This window comes from Streptomyces cavernicola (genome assembly GCF_029968035.1).
Classification (GTDB): domain Bacteria; phylum Actinomycetota; class Actinomycetes; order Streptomycetales; family Streptomycetaceae; genus Streptomyces; species Streptomyces cavernicola.
Map to the genome: position 1 here is coordinate 55,964 of NZ_JASCIQ010000024.1, position 19,523 is coordinate 75,486.

The 19,523-nt window shown below is 72.2% G+C and carries 18 protein-coding genes; 12 read left to right on the forward strand and 6 right to left on the reverse strand.

Translation table 11 applies throughout. The features are described from left to right. Positions 1-156: 156 nt before the first annotated feature. Both QIS96_RS22455 and QIS96_RS22460 read right to left on the reverse strand, forming a co-directional pair. Positions 157-1,812: an amidohydrolase gene (locus QIS96_RS22455; protein WP_282544491.1), complete on the reverse strand. Its 1,656-nt coding sequence runs from the start codon at positions 1,810-1,812 to the stop codon at positions 157-159. A gap of 200 nt (positions 1,813-2,012) precedes the next feature. Beyond that, positions 2,013-2,453 (reverse strand): Lrp/AsnC family transcriptional regulator, encoded by a 441-nt coding sequence (locus tag QIS96_RS22460; RefSeq protein WP_282544492.1) that lies wholly within the window; start codon positions 2,451-2,453, stop codon positions 2,013-2,015. A gap of 386 nt (positions 2,454-2,839) precedes the next feature. On the opposite strand from QIS96_RS22460, the gene QIS96_RS22465 reads away from it, so the two are divergent. Then, positions 2,840-3,277, forward strand: a complete 438-nt coding sequence (locus tag QIS96_RS22465; protein ID WP_282544493.1) for a hypothetical protein — start codon at positions 2,840-2,842, stop codon at positions 3,275-3,277. A 14-nt stretch (positions 3,278-3,291) separates the two neighbouring features. Here QIS96_RS22465 and QIS96_RS22470 read toward each other — a convergent pair whose 3' ends face one another. After that, complete coding sequence (locus tag QIS96_RS22470) at positions 3,292-4,386, reverse strand: phosphotransferase family protein (protein WP_282544494.1); 1,095 nt, start codon at positions 4,384-4,386, stop codon at positions 3,292-3,294. 84 nt (positions 4,387-4,470) lie between these two features. Next, complete coding sequence (locus QIS96_RS22475; protein WP_282544495.1) at positions 4,471-5,589, reverse strand: hypothetical protein; 1,119 nt, start codon at positions 5,587-5,589, stop codon at positions 4,471-4,473. Between the two features lie 319 nt (positions 5,590-5,908). Here QIS96_RS22475 and QIS96_RS37750 point away from each other — a divergent pair, with 319 nt between their 5' ends. Continuing rightward, on the forward strand, positions 5,909-6,118 hold the full coding sequence (locus tag QIS96_RS37750; RefSeq protein WP_349017408.1) for a hypothetical protein: 210 nt from the start codon (positions 5,909-5,911) through the stop codon (positions 6,116-6,118). Between the two features lie 109 nt (positions 6,119-6,227). Here the strand turns inward: QIS96_RS37750 and QIS96_RS22485 are convergent, their stop codons facing one another. Beyond that, positions 6,228-7,403, reverse strand: a complete 1,176-nt coding sequence (locus QIS96_RS22485; protein ID WP_282544497.1) for an acyl-CoA dehydrogenase family protein — start codon at positions 7,401-7,403, stop codon at positions 6,228-6,230. Positions 7,404-7,820: 417 nt separating this feature from the next. Here QIS96_RS22485 and QIS96_RS22490 point away from each other — a divergent pair, with 417 nt between their 5' ends. Then, the gene (locus QIS96_RS22490; RefSeq protein ID WP_282544498.1) at positions 7,821-9,059 is read left to right on the forward strand and encodes a glycoside hydrolase family 18 protein; all 1,239 of its coding nucleotides are present in this window, start codon (positions 7,821-7,823) and stop codon (positions 9,057-9,059) included. 148 nt (positions 9,060-9,207) lie between these two features. Here the strand turns inward: QIS96_RS22490 and QIS96_RS22495 are convergent, their stop codons facing one another. Then, positions 9,208-9,375 (reverse strand): SCO1431 family membrane protein, encoded by a 168-nt coding sequence (locus QIS96_RS22495; RefSeq protein WP_408907237.1) that lies wholly within the window; start codon positions 9,373-9,375, stop codon positions 9,208-9,210. A gap of 165 nt (positions 9,376-9,540) precedes the next feature. Here QIS96_RS22495 and QIS96_RS22500 point away from each other — a divergent pair, with 165 nt between their 5' ends. The 9 genes from QIS96_RS22500 (at position 9,541) to QIS96_RS22540 (ending at position 19,485) form a co-directional block, all read left to right on the forward strand. Beyond that, positions 9,541-10,128, forward strand: coding sequence for a YcxB family protein (locus QIS96_RS22500; protein WP_282544499.1), 588 nt, complete (start codon positions 9,541-9,543; stop codon positions 10,126-10,128). A gap of 88 nt (positions 10,129-10,216) precedes the next feature. Then, positions 10,217-11,254, forward strand: coding sequence for a LysR family transcriptional regulator (locus tag QIS96_RS22505; protein ID WP_282544500.1), 1,038 nt, complete (start codon positions 10,217-10,219; stop codon positions 11,252-11,254). 121 nt (positions 11,255-11,375) lie between these two features. Continuing rightward, a complete protein-coding gene (locus QIS96_RS22510; protein WP_282544501.1) occupies positions 11,376-12,170 on the forward strand; it encodes an enoyl-CoA hydratase-related protein in 795 nt (264 codons plus the stop codon). Positions 12,171-12,418: 248 nt separating this feature from the next. After that, on the forward strand, positions 12,419-13,747 hold the full coding sequence (locus QIS96_RS22515) for an MFS transporter (protein ID WP_282544502.1): 1,329 nt from the start codon (positions 12,419-12,421) through the stop codon (positions 13,745-13,747). Beyond that, positions 13,744-14,931, forward strand: coding sequence for a CaiB/BaiF CoA transferase family protein (locus QIS96_RS22520; RefSeq protein WP_282544503.1), 1,188 nt, complete (start codon positions 13,744-13,746; stop codon positions 14,929-14,931). Before QIS96_RS22515 ends, QIS96_RS22520 begins: the two co-directional genes overlap by 4 nt. Positions 14,932-14,958: 27 nt before the next feature. Beyond that, on the forward strand, positions 14,959-16,110 hold the full coding sequence (locus QIS96_RS22525; RefSeq protein ID WP_282544504.1) for an acyl-CoA dehydrogenase family protein: 1,152 nt from the start codon (positions 14,959-14,961) through the stop codon (positions 16,108-16,110). Continuing rightward, the gene (locus tag QIS96_RS22530; RefSeq protein ID WP_282544505.1) at positions 16,107-17,324 is read left to right on the forward strand and encodes an acyl-CoA dehydrogenase family protein; all 1,218 of its coding nucleotides are present in this window, start codon (positions 16,107-16,109) and stop codon (positions 17,322-17,324) included. The genes QIS96_RS22525 and QIS96_RS22530 overlap by 4 nt, the downstream gene beginning before the upstream one ends. Continuing rightward, entirely contained in the window at positions 17,321-18,484 is a 1,164-nt protein-coding gene (locus QIS96_RS22535) for a thiolase family protein (RefSeq protein ID WP_282544506.1), read from the forward strand. The genes QIS96_RS22530 and QIS96_RS22535 overlap by 4 nt, the downstream gene beginning before the upstream one ends. Next, positions 18,481-19,485, forward strand: a complete 1,005-nt coding sequence (locus tag QIS96_RS22540; RefSeq protein ID WP_282544507.1) for an NAD(P)H-dependent flavin oxidoreductase — start codon at positions 18,481-18,483, stop codon at positions 19,483-19,485. The genes QIS96_RS22535 and QIS96_RS22540 overlap by 4 nt, the downstream gene beginning before the upstream one ends. The last annotated feature ends 38 nt before the right edge of the window (positions 19,486-19,523 follow it).

Genomic DNA, 19,523 nt, shown 5'->3' on the forward strand with positions numbered 1-19,523 from the left:
TGTGGTGGACCCGGCCGAACCTACCCGCCTCGGTCCGCCGTCTGTCAATAGCCGTCCGACCTGCCGCGTTCGCTCAAGTCCCCTGCTCAGCACGGAGGATACGCAGGTCGCACGACCGTCCGGCGGCCCCGTCCCACACCCTTGCGACCCGGCACATCACCCACCCGGCCGTACGAACACGGTCCGCCCGCCGACCACCGTCCGCAGGCAGAACGGGAGTTCGGCGCCGGGGCTCAGGTCGGGCAGTCCCGGCGTGCCGGAGCGGGGGTCGGTGGACCAGCGGGCGACGCGGTCGTCGGGGGCCTGGACGACCAGCTCGTCGGCGCGCCACACCGCGTAGTCCGCGGGCGCTCCGGGCACGAGGACGCCCGCGTCGTCCCGGCCCATGGCCCGCCAGCCGCCGCGCGTGTGAGCGGTGAAGGCGGCCCGTACGGAGACCCGGTGCTCCAGGGTGCGGTGGAAGGCGGCGGCGCGCACGGTGCCCCAGGGGTCGAGCGGGGTGACCGGGGCATCGGAGCCGAAGGCGAGCGGCACGCCCGAACGCAGCAGCGCCGCATACGGGTTGAGGGTGCGGGCGCGGTCGACGCCGAGGCGGTCGGCGTACATGCCGTCCTCACCGCCCCACAGCGCGTCGAAGCCGGGCTGCACGGAGGCGGTGAGCCCGAACTCGGCGAAGGCTGCGACGGTTTCGGGGGTGAGCATCTCGGCGTGCTCGACGCGGTGCCGGGCGGCCCTGATGCGTTCGATGCCGAGCTTGTCGGCCGCGGCGCGCATGCCCTCGACGACCGCGGTGAGGGCGGCGTCACCGATGGCGTGGAAGCCGGCCTGGATGCCCCCCTCGGTGCAGGCCGTGACATGGGCGGCGACGGCAGCGGCGTCGAGGTAGGCGGCGCCGGTGTGCGGGGCGTCGGCGTAGGGCTCGTGCAGGCAGGCGGTGTGCGAGCCGAGAGCGCCGTCGACGAAGAGGTCGCCGGCCGCTCCGATAGCGCCGAGGGCACGGATGCGGTCGGCGTCGGCGGGCGAGGCGACCTGCTCGGCCCAGTAGCCGAAGACCCGCGGGCCGGGCTCGCTCGCGGCGAGGCCGAGGAGGCCGATGAAGTCGGACTCGGAGGAGATGGTGGGGCCCGCGCACTCGTGCAGGGAGCCGATGCCGAGCGACGCCGCGTGCCGGCGCGCGGCACGCTGGGCCTCGGTGCGCTGTTCCTCGCCGAGCGCGGCCTGGGCGGCGGCGCGCACCGCGTGGTGGGCGTCCTTGGTGAGCGGGGCGTCGGGCTCGTATCCGGGGCGTTCGGTGATGCCGGGGACGAGGTCGAGGAGCGCGGTGCTGACGACGGCGGAGTGGACGTCGATCCGGGAGAGGTACAGCGGGCGGCCGCCGGCGGCCTCGTCGAGCTCGGCGCGCGACGGCGGGCGGCGCTCGGACCAGCGCGCCGCGTCCCAGCCGTGCCCGAGCAGGACCGGGTCGTCGGGGTGGGCGGCGGCGTGGGCGCGGACGAGGGCGAGGGCCTCGTCGAGGCCGCGGGCGCCGGAGAGGTCGAGTCCGGTCAGGGCGAGGCCGGTCGCGGTGGTGTGCACGTGGGCGTCGGTGAACGCCGGGGTGACCAGGGCGCCTTCGAGGTCGACGACTTCTTCGACGCCGCTCGCGAAGGCGTCCGCGGCGCCTTCGGAGCCGACCCAGGCGATGTGGCCGCGCTCGACGACCATCGCGGTGGCGAAGGGGTCGGCGGGGCTGTGGATGTCGCCGCCGCGCAGCAGCACGGTGCGGTGGCCGTCGTCGTCGGCGGCCGTGGAGGGGGTGGTGCGCTCACTCATGGGGTCCAGTCTCGCGCTTGCCTCGCGGGGGCGATTGCAGGGGGGGTGCGGGTCGATGTCCCGCGGACAGACTCCGGGGCTTCGCCCACGGACCCCCGGGTCGTGTCTCTACTGCCGGTCCGCTGTGGTTGGTCGCGCCCACGCGGCGCAGCCGCCGATGTCACAGCCCCGCGCCCCTGGGGTACGGCTCCGCCGCCCCCTCAGATGCGCGGTGGGCGGGCCTCGTACGGGGTGGAGAGGACCACCGTTGTGCGGGTGGAGACTCCGGCGAGGGAGCGGACGCGGCTGAGCAGGTCCTCCAGCTCCAGCGGCGTGGCGACGCGCACCTTGAGGATGTAGTTCTCGTCGCCCGCGACGCTGTGGCAGGCCTCGATCTCCGGTACGCCGGCGAGGCGGTCCGCGATGTCGTCGGGGGCGCTGGGGTCGAAGGGCTTGACCGAGATGAACGCCGTCAGCGGCAGGCCGACCTCCTCCGGGTCGACGACGGCCGCGTACCCACGGATGACGCCGCGCTGTTCGAGCCGGCGCACGCGCTGGTGCACCGCCGACGTGGACAGGCCTGTGGCCTTGCCGAGGTCGGTGTAGCTCATCCGCCCGTCCTTGACGAGCAGCTGCACGATCTGACGGTCGAGGTCCTCCATGCCCTGAACCTACAGGGCGGTGATCTCTCGGGACAGCCGGTGTCCGCTGGGCGGATGGTCGACGTGCCGGGAGCGCCCGGAACCCGGCGGCGCGAACGGCGCGCGAAGGTGGCGCGAGGTGCGCAACTGCCCACCCCTGTACGGCGTCTGACCGGGAGACAACGAACGAGAGGCGCCGTCGGACGTCGATCCGTCGCCTGGACCACCCAGCGGACACCGGTTTCCACACCCCGGACATCCGCACCCGCGACAGGCGTGTGACGAACGCCACAGGTTTATGGGCACGGTCCGCACAGTGGACGCGATTACCCGTACGACGAGACGGGCAATGCTTGCTGTGGTCGAGGCCGCAGCGCCCGGCCGGCCCACCCGAGGGGGAGAGTCCCATGCAGAGTGTGAAGCGCCCTGGCCGCACTGCCCGGAACCGGCAGCAGCCTGTCGTCGAGCCCGTATCGGAGGGCGTCGAACCCGGCGCCGACGGAGCCGAGGACACGTTCGACGCGTACGACACCTTCGAGATGTACCGGGTGATCTGCCCGGACTGCGCTCAGCCCATCGCGCTCCTGGCGGACGAGGACGTCCTGCCCGAGCACGCCAAGTGCCCCACTCCCTGGAACCCGTTCGGGCTGCAGGTCTGCTCCGGCACCGGCCGCTCGGCCACCGACGCCCGCCCCGCCGACGAGAGCGAGGAGGTCCAACAGCAGGACACCGCCCTGCTGTTGACGCTCCCTCAGGGGCTGGACTGGCGCACGCAGCCCTTCTCCCACGTCGGCGGCCCCGGCTCGCGGCCCATCAAGGTCCCGCAGCTGCACCGCGCCGCCTGAGTGCTGACGCTCGCTCAACTCCAGTAGCTGCCCTGCACCATGGCCGTCAGGCTGTCGTGGTGCAGGATCAGCCGGTCCGGGTCATCGGGCACGGCGGCCTCGCCGAAGTGGACCTGCCGGTACGCCACACGCAGCATGACGACGGCGTGCCGCAGGGCCGCGTACAGCGTGTAGAAGTCCATGTCGCGCGGCGTGTGGCCGGTGAGTTGTGCGTACCGGGCCTCGATGCGGTCGCGGCGCAGGAACTCCGGCAGTCCGGGCTGGCCGAAGGACACGGTCAGGTCCTGGAAGAAGCGGTGCAGATAGACCGTCCAGCCGAGGTCGACCTCGCGCGGGGCGAGCGCCGCCATCTCCCAGTCGAGGACGGCCGCCGGGGCGAAGCCGTCGTAGATGACGTTACCGATGCGGGCGTCGCCCCAGTTGAGGACGGGTGCGCCCTCGTCCTGCGGCCACAGTTCGGCGAGCCGGTCGAAGGCGCGCTCGATCAGCGGTGAGCGCGGCCGGCCGTCCACCACCCAGGCGTAGTACGCCCGTTGGGCCGCCACGTGCCGCCGCAGCGGGCTGCCCTCGCCCGGCAGCTGAAGGAACCGGGCCCGCTCGACGGGGAAGCGGTCGTGCAGCCGCGCGAGGATCTTCAGCGTCGCGTCCTCGAGCCCGGCCCGTTCGGCGTCGCTCGCGGAGTGCAGCCAGTTGCCCTCGTACGTGTAGGGCATGACGTCCGGTGGCACGCGGCCCTCCTTGCGCTCCATGACGAAGAAGGGCGCGCCGAGCGGTTCGGGGTCCTCCTCCAGCCACAGCACGCGCGGCACCGGTATGCCGGTGTGCTCGCCGACCAGGCGCATGGTGTCGTACTGCCGCCGCATGTCGTAGACCGGGAAGATCGTGTACGCGTCGGGGTCTGCGGCGAGGCGCAACGCGCAGGCGCGCACGGGTGGTTGGGGGTGGTCTAGGTCGAAGAGCAGGGTCTCGCTCGACATGCCGTTGGACTCGGGCACGGACACGCCGGTCGCCCTGGCGCCGGGCAGGCGGGTGTCCAGCCAGGCGGTGAGGCGGCGGGCGAGCCGTTCCGGGTCTCGGGTGGTGGTGCGGGGCCGGGGCGCCGTGGCCATCGCGAACTCCCTTCGCTGGTGGGCATGTTGGCGGGCGCGCTGCGGGGGTCTGAATTTTTCATGTCACAGTGAGACACAAAAAATTCAGGGGGCCACCGAGTCGAAGCCCGTGAAGCCGCTGGGGTCGTGGCGGCCGAAGCTGCCGTGCTCGAAGATGCCGTGGCCGATCCGCCCGTCGAGGGTGAAGCGGGCGGCGTGGTCGGTGACCCCGTACGCGGCGAGCGGGTGGGCGGACGGGTCGGACAGGTCGTAGCTGCGGCGGTCGGTCCAGCCGCGGCCGCGCCAGGTGCCGTGCTGCCAGTCGTCGGCGGGCGGGTAGCCGGCGCCGATCGCGAGCGGCGAGGAGGCCAGGACCTGCACGCCGAGTTCGAGGGGTTTACGCGCCGGGTCGGTCAGGTGGATCACGGCGCGCTCGGGGTGGCGGGTGCCGGGGCGGTAGGTGATGTCGGTGTGCGGCCAGCCGAGTTGGACGTCGCGCCGGCCGTTGCGCACGAGCAGCGCCTCGTTGAGGGACCGGTGCCCGTCGGCGTCCTCCTGAACGATCACCATCATGAAGCGGTCCTCGAAGGCCACCGGCGCCCAGATCCAGTGGAAGCCCTCCGTCCGGTGCTCTTCGGCGGCGCGACCACCGTCCTCGCCGGGGATCGGGCGCACACCCCAGCTCCGGTCCCTGGTCGCCGTCCACTCCCCCGGCGTCACGGCGATCTCCTCGCCACCGACCCGGATCGTGCCGCTCGGCCGCCCGGCCTGTACGAATCGGCGCCCTTCCAGGGTGAGCCGGTCGCCGCGCCGCTGGGTGTGGTGCGGCTCCCAGACGGCCGGGAAGTCCGCGTTCCACTCGATGTCGCACGCGAGGGATTCGGGCCCTTCGGCCGCGCACTGCAGGCGGATGCGCTGGAGGGGGCGGTCGACGGTGAGGCTGAGGGGGCCGACGGCGAGGTTCATCCGGTCGTCGCCGAGGGCGTCCGAGGCGCGTACGGCGTGCAGGGTGTCGCCGATGCGCAGGGTGGCGTAGGCGTCGATCACCCCGATGTTGGGGTAGACGCCGAGGCCGAGGATGAGCAGGGCCCGGCCCTCGTGGTCGAAGACGTGGAAGATGCAGCGGTCGTAGGCGTTCCGGTCACTGGTGGCGACGTGCTTCATCGACAGCGGGACCTGGTGCACGGGGTACTCGTCGAGCGGAACGGGACGGTCGTCGGTCATGGCTCGCCTCCCTGGACGCACAGCGATGGGCGTCGCACGGAGGGGTGCGGCCCCCGGCGGCGCAGATGACGGTACGTCAGATCCGCTGTGGGGGGCCAGGGTCGTGCCGGGGTCAGGGCCTGAACTGACGCCCGAATTCCTGGAACGGTGACCGGTGGTGCATATGCGGCGTTGGCCGGGCATGACCGCCTTGCATGAAGCGATCGGCCGGCGCCGACGCACGCTTTACGTCCCCGCTCCCGGAGAATCGGTTCAGCAAGCGCCGCAGGCCGCTGACCAGCTGGGTCTGCGTCCGTCGGATCCGCCGATCTACCGGGCGATGATGCGGTCCTGGGCGGGCCGGGGTCTGACGCTGCCGGGGCGCCGGGATGCGGAGTGGGTGCGGCTCGCGGCGCCGATCGTACGTACGGGACAGTTCGGCTCGACGACCCCGTTCAGCGCACACCCGATGCAGCAGGCCACCGGCGGTCAGGAGGCCTACCACGGCGGCGAGGGCAGGGCAGCACTGCCGGCGGGGGCGGAGGGCTGATCGGCGCCCCGCACCGAACGCGGGCCGAGGGCCCGAGGCGGGCTCGGCTCACGCCGGGAGCCGAGCCGCGCCGCGCCCGCCGTAGGCCGGCGCGGCCTGCGCGTCGCCGCTACTTCGACTCCGGGCCCACCAAGTGGCGGGCGATCACGACGCGTTGGATCTGGTTGGTGCCCTCGACGATCTGCAGAACCTTCGCTTCGCGCATGAGGCGTTCGACGGGGAAGTCCTGCGTGTAGCCGTACCCCCCGAGCACCTGGACGGCGTCCGTGGTGACGCGCATCGCGGTGTCGGTGCAGAACAGCTTGGCCATGGCGGCCTGTCGGGAGAACGGCAGGCCCGCGTCGCGCAGCCGGGCCGCCGAGAGGTAGAGGGCGCGGCCGGCCTCTATCTGCGTCGCCATGTCGGCCAGCATGAAGCGCAGGCCCTGGAAGTCGGCGATGGGGTGGCCGAATTGGCGGCGGTCCTTGGCGTACGCCGCGGCCTCGTCCAAAGCGGCCTGGGCCACGCCGATCGCGCAGGCGGCGATGCCGAGGCGGCCGGAGTCGAGGGCGGAGAGGGCGATGGCGAAGCCCTGACCCTCCTCGCCGAGCCGGCGGGCGTCGGGGACCCGCACGCCGTCGAAGTGGAGCTGAGAGGTGGGCGAGCCCTTCATGCCCATCTTCCGCTCTGGCGCGGCGGCGGACAGCCCCTCGGCGTCGCCCGGCACCAGGTAGGCCGTGATCCCCTTGGGGCCTTCGCCGCCGGAGCGGGCCATGACCGTGTAGAAGTCGGCGATGCCGCCGTGGGTGATCCAGGCCTTGCTGCCGTCGATCACCCAGCCGTCCCCGTCCCGTACGGCCTTCGTGCGCAGCGAGGCGGCGTCGGAGCCGGCGGCGGGCTCGGAGAGGCAGTACCCCCCGAGGAGGCCGCCGCCGAGCATCGCCGGGAGGTGCTCGGCCTGCTGCTCCTTCGTCCCGTACCCGGCGAGGGCGTGGGCGGCCAGCGTGTGCACACTGACGCCGAGGCCGACGGTGAGCCGGGCCGCGGCGAGCTCTTCGAGGACCTGGAGATAGACCTCGTACGGCTGGTCGCCGCCGCCGAACTCCGAGTCGTACGGCAGGCCGAGGAGGCCTGACTCGGAGAGCAGGGTGAAGACTTCGCGCGGGAACCGCCCCGCTTCCTCGCCCTCGGCTGCGGCCGGGGCGATCTCGCGCTGCGCGATCTCGCGGACGAGTGCGAGGAGGTCGCGGGCCTCCTCCGTGGGCAACTGACGCTCCACCTGCTGGTGCGGCGCACGGTCCGACATGTCGTCGCTCTCCTCCCTGTCGGGCGCTGCGGCGTCGCATCGGGTGGGGTGCCGCAGGAGTCTGACTACCCGGCCACGGGCGGTGATTCGGGTCGCGAAACGGGGCTCGCCGGCGGCCGATGGGGCGAGTATGCCTGATGAATGGCCGCACGTCACCAGGTTCACGACCGTTCACTTCACTTCTCTCGTGAATGCGTGCGCGGCCTCCATGAACGGACCTCGCAGAGGTACACGAACCGGCCTGCGAACCCGCGCCCGGATTGGTCCGAACCATTGACCGCACTGGTCTAGTCCTCTACTGTTCCGGCGAACGCCTTACCGCGTTCATGTCAATCCCGGCGCCGTGTCCCGACCCTCGGGGGCCCGCGCCCTGCGCAAGGTCAACAGCAGTTCCTCCCTCCCCCACGAGGAGACACCATGCTCAGACCGCACCGCCTCCGCACCCGTACGCGGGTGCTGCTCGCCTCGGCCTGTTGTGCCGTACTCGGCGGCGGCCTGCTCGTCGGAGCGGGCGCGGCCGGCGCCGCTCCGAGCCCCGCCCAGGAGAAGACCGCCGCCGGTTCGAAGGTCGTCGGCTACTTCACCGAATGGGGCGTGTACGACCGCAACTACCACGTGAAGAACATCGACACGTCGGGTTCCGCGGCCAAGCTCACGCACATCAACTACTCGTTCGGCAACGTCCAGGGCGGCAAGTGCACGATGGGCGACGCCTATGCCGCGACGGACAAGGCGTACACCGCCGAGCAGTCCGTGGACGGCAAGGCCGACACCTGGGACCAGCCGCTGCGCGGCAACTTCAACCAGCTCCTGAAGCTGAAGGCGAAGCACCCGAACCTCAAGGTGCTGTGGTCGTTCGGCGGCTGGACCTGGTCCGGCGGCTTCACCGAGGCGGCCAAGAACCCGGAGGCGTTCGCCCAGTCCTGCTACGACCTGGTCAACAACTCGAAGTGGGCCGGCGTCTTCGACGGCATCGACATCGACTGGGAGTACCCCAACGCCTGCGGCCTCACCTGCGACACCAGCGGGCGCGAGGCGTACAGGAACGTGATGGCCGCGATGCGCGGCAAGTTCAAGGACCAACTGGTCACCGCCGCGATCCCGGCCGACGCCGCGGACGGCGGCAAGATCGACGCGGCCGACTACGCGGGCGCGGCGCAGTACGTCGACTGGTACAACCCGATGACGTACGACTTCTTCGGGGCCTGGGACGCGCAGGGTCCGACCGCTCCGCACTCGCCGCTGAGCAAGTACGAGGGCATCCCGAAGGACGCCTGGAACTCCGAGGCGACGATCGCGAAGCTCAAGGGGCTCGGCATCCCGTCGGAGAAGCTGCTGCTCGGGGTCGGCTTCTACGGGCGCGGCTGGACCGGCGTCACGCAGAAGGAGCCGGGCGGCACCGCCACCGGCCCCGCGCCCGGCAAGTACGAGCAGGGCATCGACGACTACAAGGAGTTGAAGACGAAGTGCCCGGCCAACGGCACGGTCGGCGGCACCGCATACGCGCACTGCGGCAACAACTGGTGGAGCTACGACACCCCGGAGACGCTCGCCGGAAAGATGGCCTACAAGAACAAGGAAGGCCTCGGCGGCACGTTCTTCTGGGAGCTGAGCGGGGACACGGCCGACGGTGAGCTGATCAAGGCGCTCAACTAGGCGGTGTCCGGTTTCTGCGCCGCGGGTGCCCTGGACGGCAACCGGCCCGCGGCGGGAGTCGGCGGGGCGGAGGGCCTGGTGCTCTTCGCCCCACCGGCGTGCGCGGACCAGGCGCTGGGGGGTGTCTCCCGCTGGGGGGTGTCTCCCCCTAGAGCAGTCCGGCCTGCGTGACGAACATGGCGAGCACGACCACCAGGGTCCAGCCGAGTACGTGTTCCAGGATCTTCGGGCCGTCGTCCTTGGGGCCGCCGGTGCGGAGCCGGGCGCGGGCTTCTTCGACGGTGGTGGCGGTCGCGGTCATGGCTGTCTCGCTCACGGTGGTACGGCAGGTGTCCCCCACTGGCCCGACCAGGGTGCCAGGGCAGGCCGCCGACGGGTTAGGACGTAGGTCACGCGGGCCCGGCCCGACCCCCTCCGCTAAGCTCCGCTGATCTTCGTACCCGGGGAATTCGTACCTCGGGGAGGAGACCTGGGAGGGGACATGGCAGAGAGCCTCAGCGGTGCGGGCACCGCGGATTCCGACAGACCCGAGAACGCCGACGGACCTGAGAGCACCGATGTGAGCACCGGGCCCGCGCCCGTGGAGCTGCGCTACCGGCCGCAGCCCGCCGACACCCTGGCCGGGCTCCGGGTCCGGGAGCGGATCAAGAAGGCCGGGTTCGTGGGGCGGATCCTGTTCCTGGTGGTCTGGGTGGGGCAGTGGCTGCTCGGCACCCTGCACCGGGGCTCGGTGGAGCCCGTCTCGACGGTGCTCGTCGCGCTGGTCGCGCTGTTCCTGTGGGGGTACCCGCGGATCCAGGCCGCGCATGTGCAGAAGCTCGTCGGCTGGCAGGGCGAGTACCGACTCACCGTCTCGGCGGAGGGGCTCCACTGCCGTACGGACGACAGTGCCCTCACGCAGAACTGGACCTTCGTCGGCGGCTGGCGCGAGACCCGGGGCCACTTCGTGCTGATCAGCCGGGACCCGAACATCATGTGCCTGGACGTCATCCCCAAGCACGGCGCGAGCTCGCCGGAGGACGTGGACCGGCTGCGGGCCCTGCTCGACCTGCACGCCAGGCGCGTCTGACAGCAACGGCGTGCGCGGGCCCGGCCTCGCCGGGTTCGGCCTCCGGCTGCTCGGCGGGACCTGGCAGCGCACCCCGTAGATTTCGGGGATGGACGTCCGTCAGTTGGAGTACTTTCTCGCCGTCGTCGAGCACGGCGGCGTCAACCGGGCGGCAGCCGCGCTGCGCGTCGCCCAGCCCTCGCTTTCGCAGGCCGTCAGGAAGCTGGAGAAGGACCTGCGGACCGAGCTGTTCCACCGGGTCGGCCGGGGGCTGGTCCTCGCTCCGGCCGGTGAGGCCCTGGTCGGTCCGGCGCGGCAGATCCTGCGGGACATCAGCTCCGCCCGCCAGGCCGTGCACGAGGTACGGGACGTGGAGCGGGGCCGGATCGACATCGCGTCCCTCTCGGACATCTCGACGGATCCGCTGTCGGTCTGGGTGGCGCACTTCCGGGTCAAGAACCCGAACGTCACCCTGCGCGTCGACGAACGCGACCATGTGTCCGACGTCCTGGAGCTGGTCAAGTCCGGAGCCTGCGAGCTCGGCGTGACGACGCTGCCGGTACCGCACGACGGGCTGACCGACGAGTTCCTGGTCACCCAGCAGTTCCTCCTGCTCCTGCCGCCCGGGACCGAGGGCGAGCTGCCCCCGGTCGTCCCGCTCCGGTCGATGGCCGGCATCCCGCTGGTGATGGGGGAACGGAACACCCCGACCCGGGACTACATCGAGGGCATGCTGCGCGAGAACGGGGTGGCCCCGCACATCGCCGTCGAGGTGCCGCAGCGGGGCGCGGTGGTGCCCATGGTGCTCTCCGGCGCCGGCGCGGCGATCGTCTCCCTCCGGGTCGCCATGGAGGCCCATCAGCGGGGCGCGGTCGTACGCGAGGTCGATCCGCCGCTGCAGCGACGGATCGGGATGGTGCACCGGTCCGGGCGGCTCACCAACGCGGCCGCGGCGTTCCTGGCGGAGACCAAGGCCGACCTGGCGTCGTGGAACCGCTCCTTTGACCGGCGAACGGCTTCGGGGCTGAGCCGGATCGAGGCTGCGGGGCAGGTGATGGCGGCGATGGAGAAGCGGCAGCTCGACCGCTTCAAGGCGCGGTCGCCGATCGCGGTCGAGGAGACCGGCGGCGATGACCTCGACTCATAGGCAATCGCAGTCGATCCGCTCGGCAATTGGTCTTTGACGCTGTCGGTCGCGGGGACGTTTGATGTGGCGCAGTTCAGGACGCGGACAGCAAGCGATCAACTCCCGCTCACCGGAGGCGCCGATGCCAGCACAGGTCTCATGCTCGATAGCCCAGCAGGTCGCGACCGTGACACTCGACAACCCCGAGCGCCGGAACGCCGTTTCGTTCCGGCTGCTCGGTGAACTGGAGGACGTACTCGGACACCTGGAAGCGGACCGCTCGGTGCGGGTCATCGTGCTGACGGGGTCCGGTTCGAGCTTCTGCGTCGGCGCCGACCTCGCCGCTCCCCCGGAGCTTCGGTCCCTGCGGGGCGACTCCTACGAGGAGGACTCGGCGCGGCTGCGCACGGCGAGCCATGTGGCCCAGCGCCTGCACTCGATGCCCCAGGTCACCGTGGCCGCGATCAACGGCGCCTGCGCGGGGGCCGGGCTCTCCCTGGCGCTCGCGGCCGACCTCCGGATCGCGTCCGAGGCCGCCGTCTTCAACACCGCGTTCCTGAGCGCGGGGCTCCCGGGCGACCTCGGCGGCGTCTGGTTCCTCACCCGGCTGCTCGGCGCCGCGCGGGCCCGTGAACTGTTCCTGCTGCCCGAGAAGTTCGACGCGCGCCGGGCGGCCGAGCTCGGCCTCGTCACCTCGGTCGCCGCCGCCGACGCGTTCGGTGCGCTCACGGATCGCGTCACCGCCCGCCTGGCGACCGCCGCTCCGCTCGCGGCGCGGGCCATGAAGCAGAACCTGCTCGCCGCTCAGACCCTGCCGCTGGCCGACTATCTCGGCGGCGAGGTCGACCGTATGGTCCGCTGCTTCCACACCGAGGACGCCCGCGAGGCGGCGGCCGCGTTCCTGGAGCGCCGTCGGCCCGTGTTCGCCGGCCGCTGACCCGCCCCGGGCCCGCTGCCGCCGCCGAACCGACTCCCTCTGCCCGGCCGGCTCCCGCTGCCGAACCGCCCCCTGCCCGGCCGGCTGGGACCTTCACCCTCACCTTTCACCGGCCGGTGGCCGTCGGTCACTGCTGCCTCCCCTTCACGGCCCCCTCCGGCCGGCCTGTCCTGGCTCGGCCGGACCGTGCCCCCCCCTTCATTCGCCGCGCGCCGCACCCCCGCGCGCCGACACCGTTTGGAAACTCCATGACTCCAACGGCACCCACCTCGTCCCCCGGGACATCGACGTCCAGGCCCGCCGTGCGCCGCCAGGCCTGGGTCGTCACACTCCTGCTTCTCGCCTTCATGGTCCTCAACTTCGCCGACAAGGCCGTACTCGGCTTCGCGGGCGTGCAGATCATCGAGGACCTGGGCATCACGCCGCAGCAGTTCGGTCTCGTCCAGAGCGCCTTCTTCTGGCTGTTCGCCGTGGGCGCCGTCCTGGTCGGCGCGCTCACCAGCCGGATCAACATCCGCCTGCTGGTCGCCGCCCTCATGGTGATCTGGATCCTGACCATGATCCCGCTGCTCTGGCAGGTCGGCTTCGCCGCGCTGCTCCTGTGCCGGGTCGTGCTCGGCTTCGCCGAAGGACCGGCGTACGCGCTGGCGACGCACATCGTGCACGCCTGGTTCCCGCCGGAGAAGCGCGGGCTTCCGGCGAGCATCGTCACCTCCGGCGCCTCGCTCGGCCCGCTCATCGCGGCACCGGTGCTGAGCTGGGTGATCGCCACCTGGTCCTGGCACGCCGCCTTCGGAGTGCTCGTCCTCGCCGGGGCGCTGTGGCTGGCGGCCTGGCTCACTCTGAGCAAGGACGCCCCGCGACAGCTCCCGGCGGACTCCGGCGCGGAGGGCCCCGAAGCCGCGGCGCACGCGCCGGTACGGGCGCCGCTCCGTGTCCTGCTCACCACGGGCACCGTGATCGGCATCGGCTTCCTGACCTTCTTCGCCTACTGGTCGACCACGCTCAAGGTCTCCTGGCTCCCCCTCTACCTGAGCCAGGGACTCGGCTACGACGCGATCGACGTCGGCCGCCTCATCACCGTCCCGTACGCGGTCGCCGCGGCCGCTGCCATCGGCGCGGGGCTCCTTTCGAACCGGCTGACCGCCCGAGGGGTGTCCCGGCGGATCACCCGCGGCTACCTGGCCGCCGGGCTCGTCGTCGCCTCCGGAGCGTCGATGTACCTGTTCACGGCGATCGGCAGGGGCCCGCTCCAGATGGTCTTCGTGACCCTCGCCTTCTCGCTCAACTCGGCCGCGTACGCGGTCGCGTTCACGGCGATCGGCGACGTGGTCGCCCCGAAGCAGCGGGGCGCGATCCTCGGCTGCCTGGTCGCCTTCTACAGCCTGGCCGGCGTCCTCGCGCCGCTCGTGCTCGGCCACTTCGTGGGCACGGCGACGGACACCGCGGCCGGCTACGGCCAGGGCTTCGCCCTCACGGGGCTCCTCATGACGGTCGGCGGAGCGCTCGCGGTGCTCCTCGTACGGCCCGAGCGCGACCTGGCGAAGATCCGTGCACGAGTGGAGGTCATGGCGTGAACGCGCCTCTGGAAGGGGTCCGGGTCGTCGACTTCGGACAGTTCATCGCGGCCCCGGCCGCCGCACAGATCCTGGGCGACCTGGGCGCCGACGTCGTCAAGGTCGAGCCGGTCACCGGCGAGGCCGCCCGCGTGATCGGGCTGTACGGCGAGGCGATCCTGCGGACGTACAACCGCGGCAAACGCGCCGTCGCCCTCGATCTGAGGGATCCCCGCGGGCAGGAGATCGCCCACCGGTTGATCGAGGGCGCGGACATCGTCGTACAGAATCTGCGGCCCGGTGTGATGGAGCGCTTCGGGCTCGGCGCCTCCGCGGTACGGGCGAAGCGTCCCGAGGTCATCTACGCGACGGTGAGCGGGTTCGGCCTGCACGGCCCGTCGCGGAACAGGCCCGGTCTCGACATCGCCGCGCAGGCGGAGAGCGGGATCATGTCGGTCACCGGGGAGCGCGCGGGCGAGCCGCAGCGCGTGGGCTTCCCCGTCGTCGACGCGGCGGCGGGGCACGTACTCGCGCAGGCGGTGCTCGGCGCGTATGTGCGCAGGCTCCGTTTCGGCCGGGGCGACGAGGTGGAGGTCTCGCTCCTGGAGGTCGCCGTGCATCTGCAGGGGTCCAACTGGGGCGAGTACCTGCTGACCGGCGACCCGCCGCTGCGCAGCGGCAACGGCCAGCCCACGGTGGCCCCGGCCGCCGACGTCATGCCGACCGCGGACGGCGCGCTCGTGGTCTCCGCCTACTCGGCGCCGCACTTCGAGAGGCTCTGCCGCCTGATCGGGCGGCCCGACCTCCCCGCGGACGAGCGCTTCGCCTCCAACCAGGCCCGCGTCGCCCACCGGGGCGAGCTGCTCACCGAGTTGCGCGCCGCCTTCGCCGAGTTGACCACCGACGAGGCGATGGAGCTGCTGACGCCGAACGGTGTGGTGGCCGGCCGGATCGGCAGCTACGACGAGGTGATCAAGAACCCGGACGTGGTGGCGAGCGGCCTGTTCGTCGAGGCGCTCGGCGCCGACGGCACACCGCACACCACGCTCGGCTCGCCCTGGCAGCTGGGCAGCGCGCCCCGGACCCCCGGCAACGGCGCCCCCGCGCTGGGGCAGCACACCGCGGAGCTGCTGGGCCAACTCGGCTTCTCCGCACCGGAGATCGACGCTCTCGCCGCCGACTCCGTCGTCCACGTCAACGCCTGACCGATCAGGCCTCCCCAGGAGAGAACCATGCGCAGGGACATATTCACCGACGACCACGAGGCGTTCCGCGAGACCGTGCGGGAGTTCATCGCCAAGGAGATCACGCCGCATGTCGAGGAGTGGGAGGCGGCCGGGATCGTGCCTTCCGAGCTGTACCGGAAGACCGCCCGGATCGGCATCAACGGCCTCCAGGTTCCCGAGGAGTACGGCGGCGGCGGGATGGACACCTTCCGCTTCAACACCGTCGTCCTGGAGGAGAACGGCTACGCGGCGGCCACGCTCGGAGGACTGCAGGTGCATCTGAGCACGGTCCTGCCGTACTTCCTGGAGTTCGCGAACGAGGAGCAGAAGGCGCGCTGGTTCCCCGGCTTCGCGGACGGCTCCCTGGTCAGCTCCGTCGCCATGACCGAACCGGGCACCGGGTCCGACCTGGCCGGTATGGCCACCACGGCGGTACGGGACGGCGACTCGTACGTCCTCAACGGCGCCAAGACGTTCATCACGGGCGGCATCGGCGCCGACCTGGTCATCGTGGTCGCGCGCACCGGCGACGGCGGCTTCGACCGGCGGCGGGGCCTCTCGCTGCTCGTCGTCGAGTCCGGCATGCCCGGGTTCAGCCGCGGCCGGAACCTGGACAAGATGGGCCTCAAGGCGCAGGACACGGCGGAGCTGTTCTTCGACGACGTCCGGGTGCCGGCGGCGAACCTGCTCGGCGCGGAGGGCGACGCCTTCAGCATGCTGACCGCGAACCTGCCGCAGGAGCGGCTGACGATCGCGATCACCGCACAGGCGACGGCGACGGCGGCGCTGCGGATGGCCATCGACTACGTCAAGGAGCGCAAGGCGTTCGGCAAGCGCGTCGCGGACTTCCAGAACACGAAGTTCGTGCTCGCCGAGTGCGCCACCGAGCTGGAGGCCGGCCAGGCGCTCGTCGACCGTGCCGTCACCGAGCTGGACGCCGGCACGCTCACTCCCGCCGACGCGGCGAAGGTCAAGCTGTTCTGCACCGAGATGCAGGCGCGGGTCATCGACAAGTGCCTGCAGATGCACGGCGGTTACGGGTTCATGCGCGAGTACCCCATCGCCCGGCTCTACACCGACGCCCGGGTGACCCGCATCTTCGGCGGCACCAGCGAGGTCATGAAGAGCGTGGTCTCCAAGTCCCTGGAGCTGGCGTGATCCACGCATCCGTACGCGACCTGGAGTTCGACGACTACCTCGCGCTGATCCGGGACTTCACGGACGACGAGCTGATCGCCCGCGAACCGGAGCTGGTCCGCACGGGCGCCGTGCCCGACGACCTGGTGCGGCGGATGGCGGAGGTCGGGCTCTTCGGCCTGACCCTGCCGACGGCGTACGGCGGGATGGGCTGGACGGTCGAGCAACAGGCGCTGCTGACCATGGAGTTCACCCGCGCCTCGGCCGTGTACCGGTCGCGTTTCTCCACCACCGTCGGCCTGGTCTCGCAGGCCCTCCTCGACCACGGCACCGACGAGCAGCGGGAGCGGTATCTGCGGGCGATGGCGGGCGGCGAGTGCGTCGCGTCGTTCGCGCTGACCGAGCCCGAGGCGAGCAGCGACGCGACGGCGCTGTCCACCACCGCCCGCCGCACCGCCGACGGGTACGTCATCGACGGGCAGAAGCGGTTCATCACCAACGGCGCCTGGGCGGACGTCCTGCTGGTCTTCGCCCGGACCGGCGAGGGGGACAAGGCGCTCTCGGCCTTCTTCGTCGACCGGACCGCCGACGGCGTGACGGTCCGGCTGCCCGAGCGGATGAACGGGCACGCCGAGGGCCCGGTCGCCGAGATCGAGCTCTCCGGGGTCCGCGTCGGCCCCGAGGCCCTGCTCGGCGGCGTGCCCGGAAGGGGGATGCGCCAGGCCCTGCGCGGCATCAACCACGCCCGTACGCATGTCGCGGCCACCGCGGTCGGGCAGGCGACGCGCATCCTCGCGGAGGCGACCGCGCACGCCGGCCGTCGGGAGCAGTTCGGCCGCCCGATCGCCGAATTCGGCTCGCTGCAGGCCCTGTTGGGGCGCAGCTACGCCGAACTGGAGGCCGGCCGCGCCCTGGTCCTCGACTGCGCCCGCGACTTCGACGCCGGCAGCCCGCCACGGGAACGGATCTCGGCCGCCAAGCTGTACTGCACCGAGATGGCCTCGGCGGTGGCCGACCGCGCGGTGCAGATCCTCGGCGGTGACGGCATCGTCGGCGACCACCCGGTCCCGCGGATGTGGCGGGACGTACGGGCGCTGCGCATCTACGAGGGCACGTCCCAGATCCACGAACGGAATCTGGCCCGCGCCCTGCCCACCCTCCTGGAGCGCGAACTCGCCGTCTCCCTGCGGGCCGCGCCGACAGCACCCCGTACGACAGAAATGAGCACCCCATGAGAGACGCCGTCATCGTCGAGGCCGTACGCACCCCGATCGGCCGGCGCAACGGGTCGCTGAGCGCGGTCCACCCGGTCGACCTCTCCGCCTCGGTGCTGCGGTCCCTGGCGGCCCGGAGCGGCATCGACCCGGCCGTGGTCGACGACGTGATCTGGGGCTGCGTCGGGCAGGTGGGCGAGCAGTCGGCCAACATCGGGCGCAACGCGGTGCTGGCCGCCGGGTGGCCCGAGTCCGTCCCGGGGACCACGGTGGACCGGCAGTGCGGCTCCAGCCAGCAGGCGATCCACTTCGCGGCGGCCACGGTGATCGCCGGGCACGCCGACGTCGTCGTGGCCGGCGGCGTCGAGTCGATGAGCCGGGTCCCGATGGGGTCGGCCAGGGCCAACGGTCCCGGTCTGCCCTTCGGTGACCTGGTCGCCGAACGGTACGACGGCCACGAGTTCCACCAGGGCAGGGGCGCCGAGATCCTCGCCGCCCGATACGACCTGAGCAGGACGTGGCTCGACGCGTACGCCGCGGGTTCGCACGAGCGTGCCGCCGCGGCCGTCGACGGCGGACGCTTCGCCGCGGAGATCGCGCCGGTGGCGCTGCCGGACGGCTCCGGCTTCGCACTCGACGAGGGCGTGCGCCGCGGCACGCACGTCGGCAAGCTCGCCGAACTGAAGCCCGCCTTCGCCGCGGACGGCCGGATGACGGCGGGCAACTCCTCGCAGATCTCGGACGGTTCGGCCGCGGTCCTGGTCACCACGAGCGCACGCGCCGCCGAACTGGGCCTGACTCCGCTCGCCCGCATCCACGCCGCGACGGTCGCCGGCTCGGATCCGGTCGCGATGCTGGCCGGCCCGATCCCCGCGACCGCCGACGTCCTCAAGAAGGCCGGCCTCGCCCTCGGCGACATCGGCGCCTTCGAGGTCAACGAGGCCTTCGCGAGCGTCGTCGGCGCCTGGCTCACGGAGACCGGGGCCGACCCGGGCCGGGTCAACCCCAACGGCGGCGCCATCGCCCTCGGCCACCCCCTGGGCGGGTCCGGCGCCCGCCTGGCGACCACCCTGCTCCACCACATGCGGGCCGAGGGCCTGCGCTACGGGCTGCAGACGATGTGCGAGGCCGGCGGCCTGGCCAACGCGACGATCTACGAGAACTGGGAGCTGCGCGGATGACGCACCAGGAGAACACCGGCGGCGCCCTGCGCACCCGGTTCACCGAGACCTTCGGAGTCACCCACCCCGTGGTGCAGGGCGGCATGCAGTGGGTCGGCCGGGCCGAGCTCGCCGCCGCCGTGTCGGCCGGCGGCGGCCTGGGCATCCTGACCGCGCTGACCCAGCCGACGCCCGAGGACCTGGCCCGCGAGATCCAGCGCACCCGGGACCTCACCGACGCCCCGTTCGGCGTCAACCTGACCATCCTGCCGACGATCAGCCCGCCCCCGTACGACGAGTACCGACGGGTCGTCGTCGAGTCCGGGGTGAAGATCGTCGAGACCGCCGGGTCCAACCCGGCGCCGCACCTGCCGCTGTTCAAGGAGCACGGGGTGAAGGTCATCCACAAGTGCACGAGCGTGCGTCATGCGCTCAAGGCGCAGGCCGTGGGTGTGGACGCGGTCAGCATCGACGGCTTCGAGTGCGCGGGCCACCCCGGCGAGGACGACACCCCGGGCCTCGTCCTGATCCCGGCCGCCGTGGACCGGCTCACCATCCCGGCGCTGGCCTCCGGAGGCCTCGCCGACGGCCGGGGGCTGGCCGCCGCACTCGCTCTCGGGGCGGACGGCGTGAACATGGGCACCCGGTTCCTGTGCACGCGGGAGGCCCCGGTGCACGACTCGGTCAAGGAGGCGATCGTCGCCGGGTCCGAGCGCGACACCAACCTGATCTTCCGGACGCTGCGGAACACCGCCCGGGTGGCGCGCAACTCCGTCAGCGACAAGGTCGTGGAGATCCTCGACGCCGGCGGCTCGTTCGAGGACGTCCGCGATCTCGTCGCGGGCGCCCGCGGCCGGAAGGTCTACGAGGACGGGGACCTCGACGCGGGCATCTGGTCGGTCGGCATGGTGCAGGGCCTGATCCACGACATTCCCCCGGCCGGTGAACTCGTCGGCCGGATCGTCGACGAGGCGGTCGGAGTGCTCCGTTCGCGGCTCGCCCTCGCCGCGGACGCCGGGTGACGCGTTCCCCGGAGAAGGGCTGAACGTACGGCGGCCCG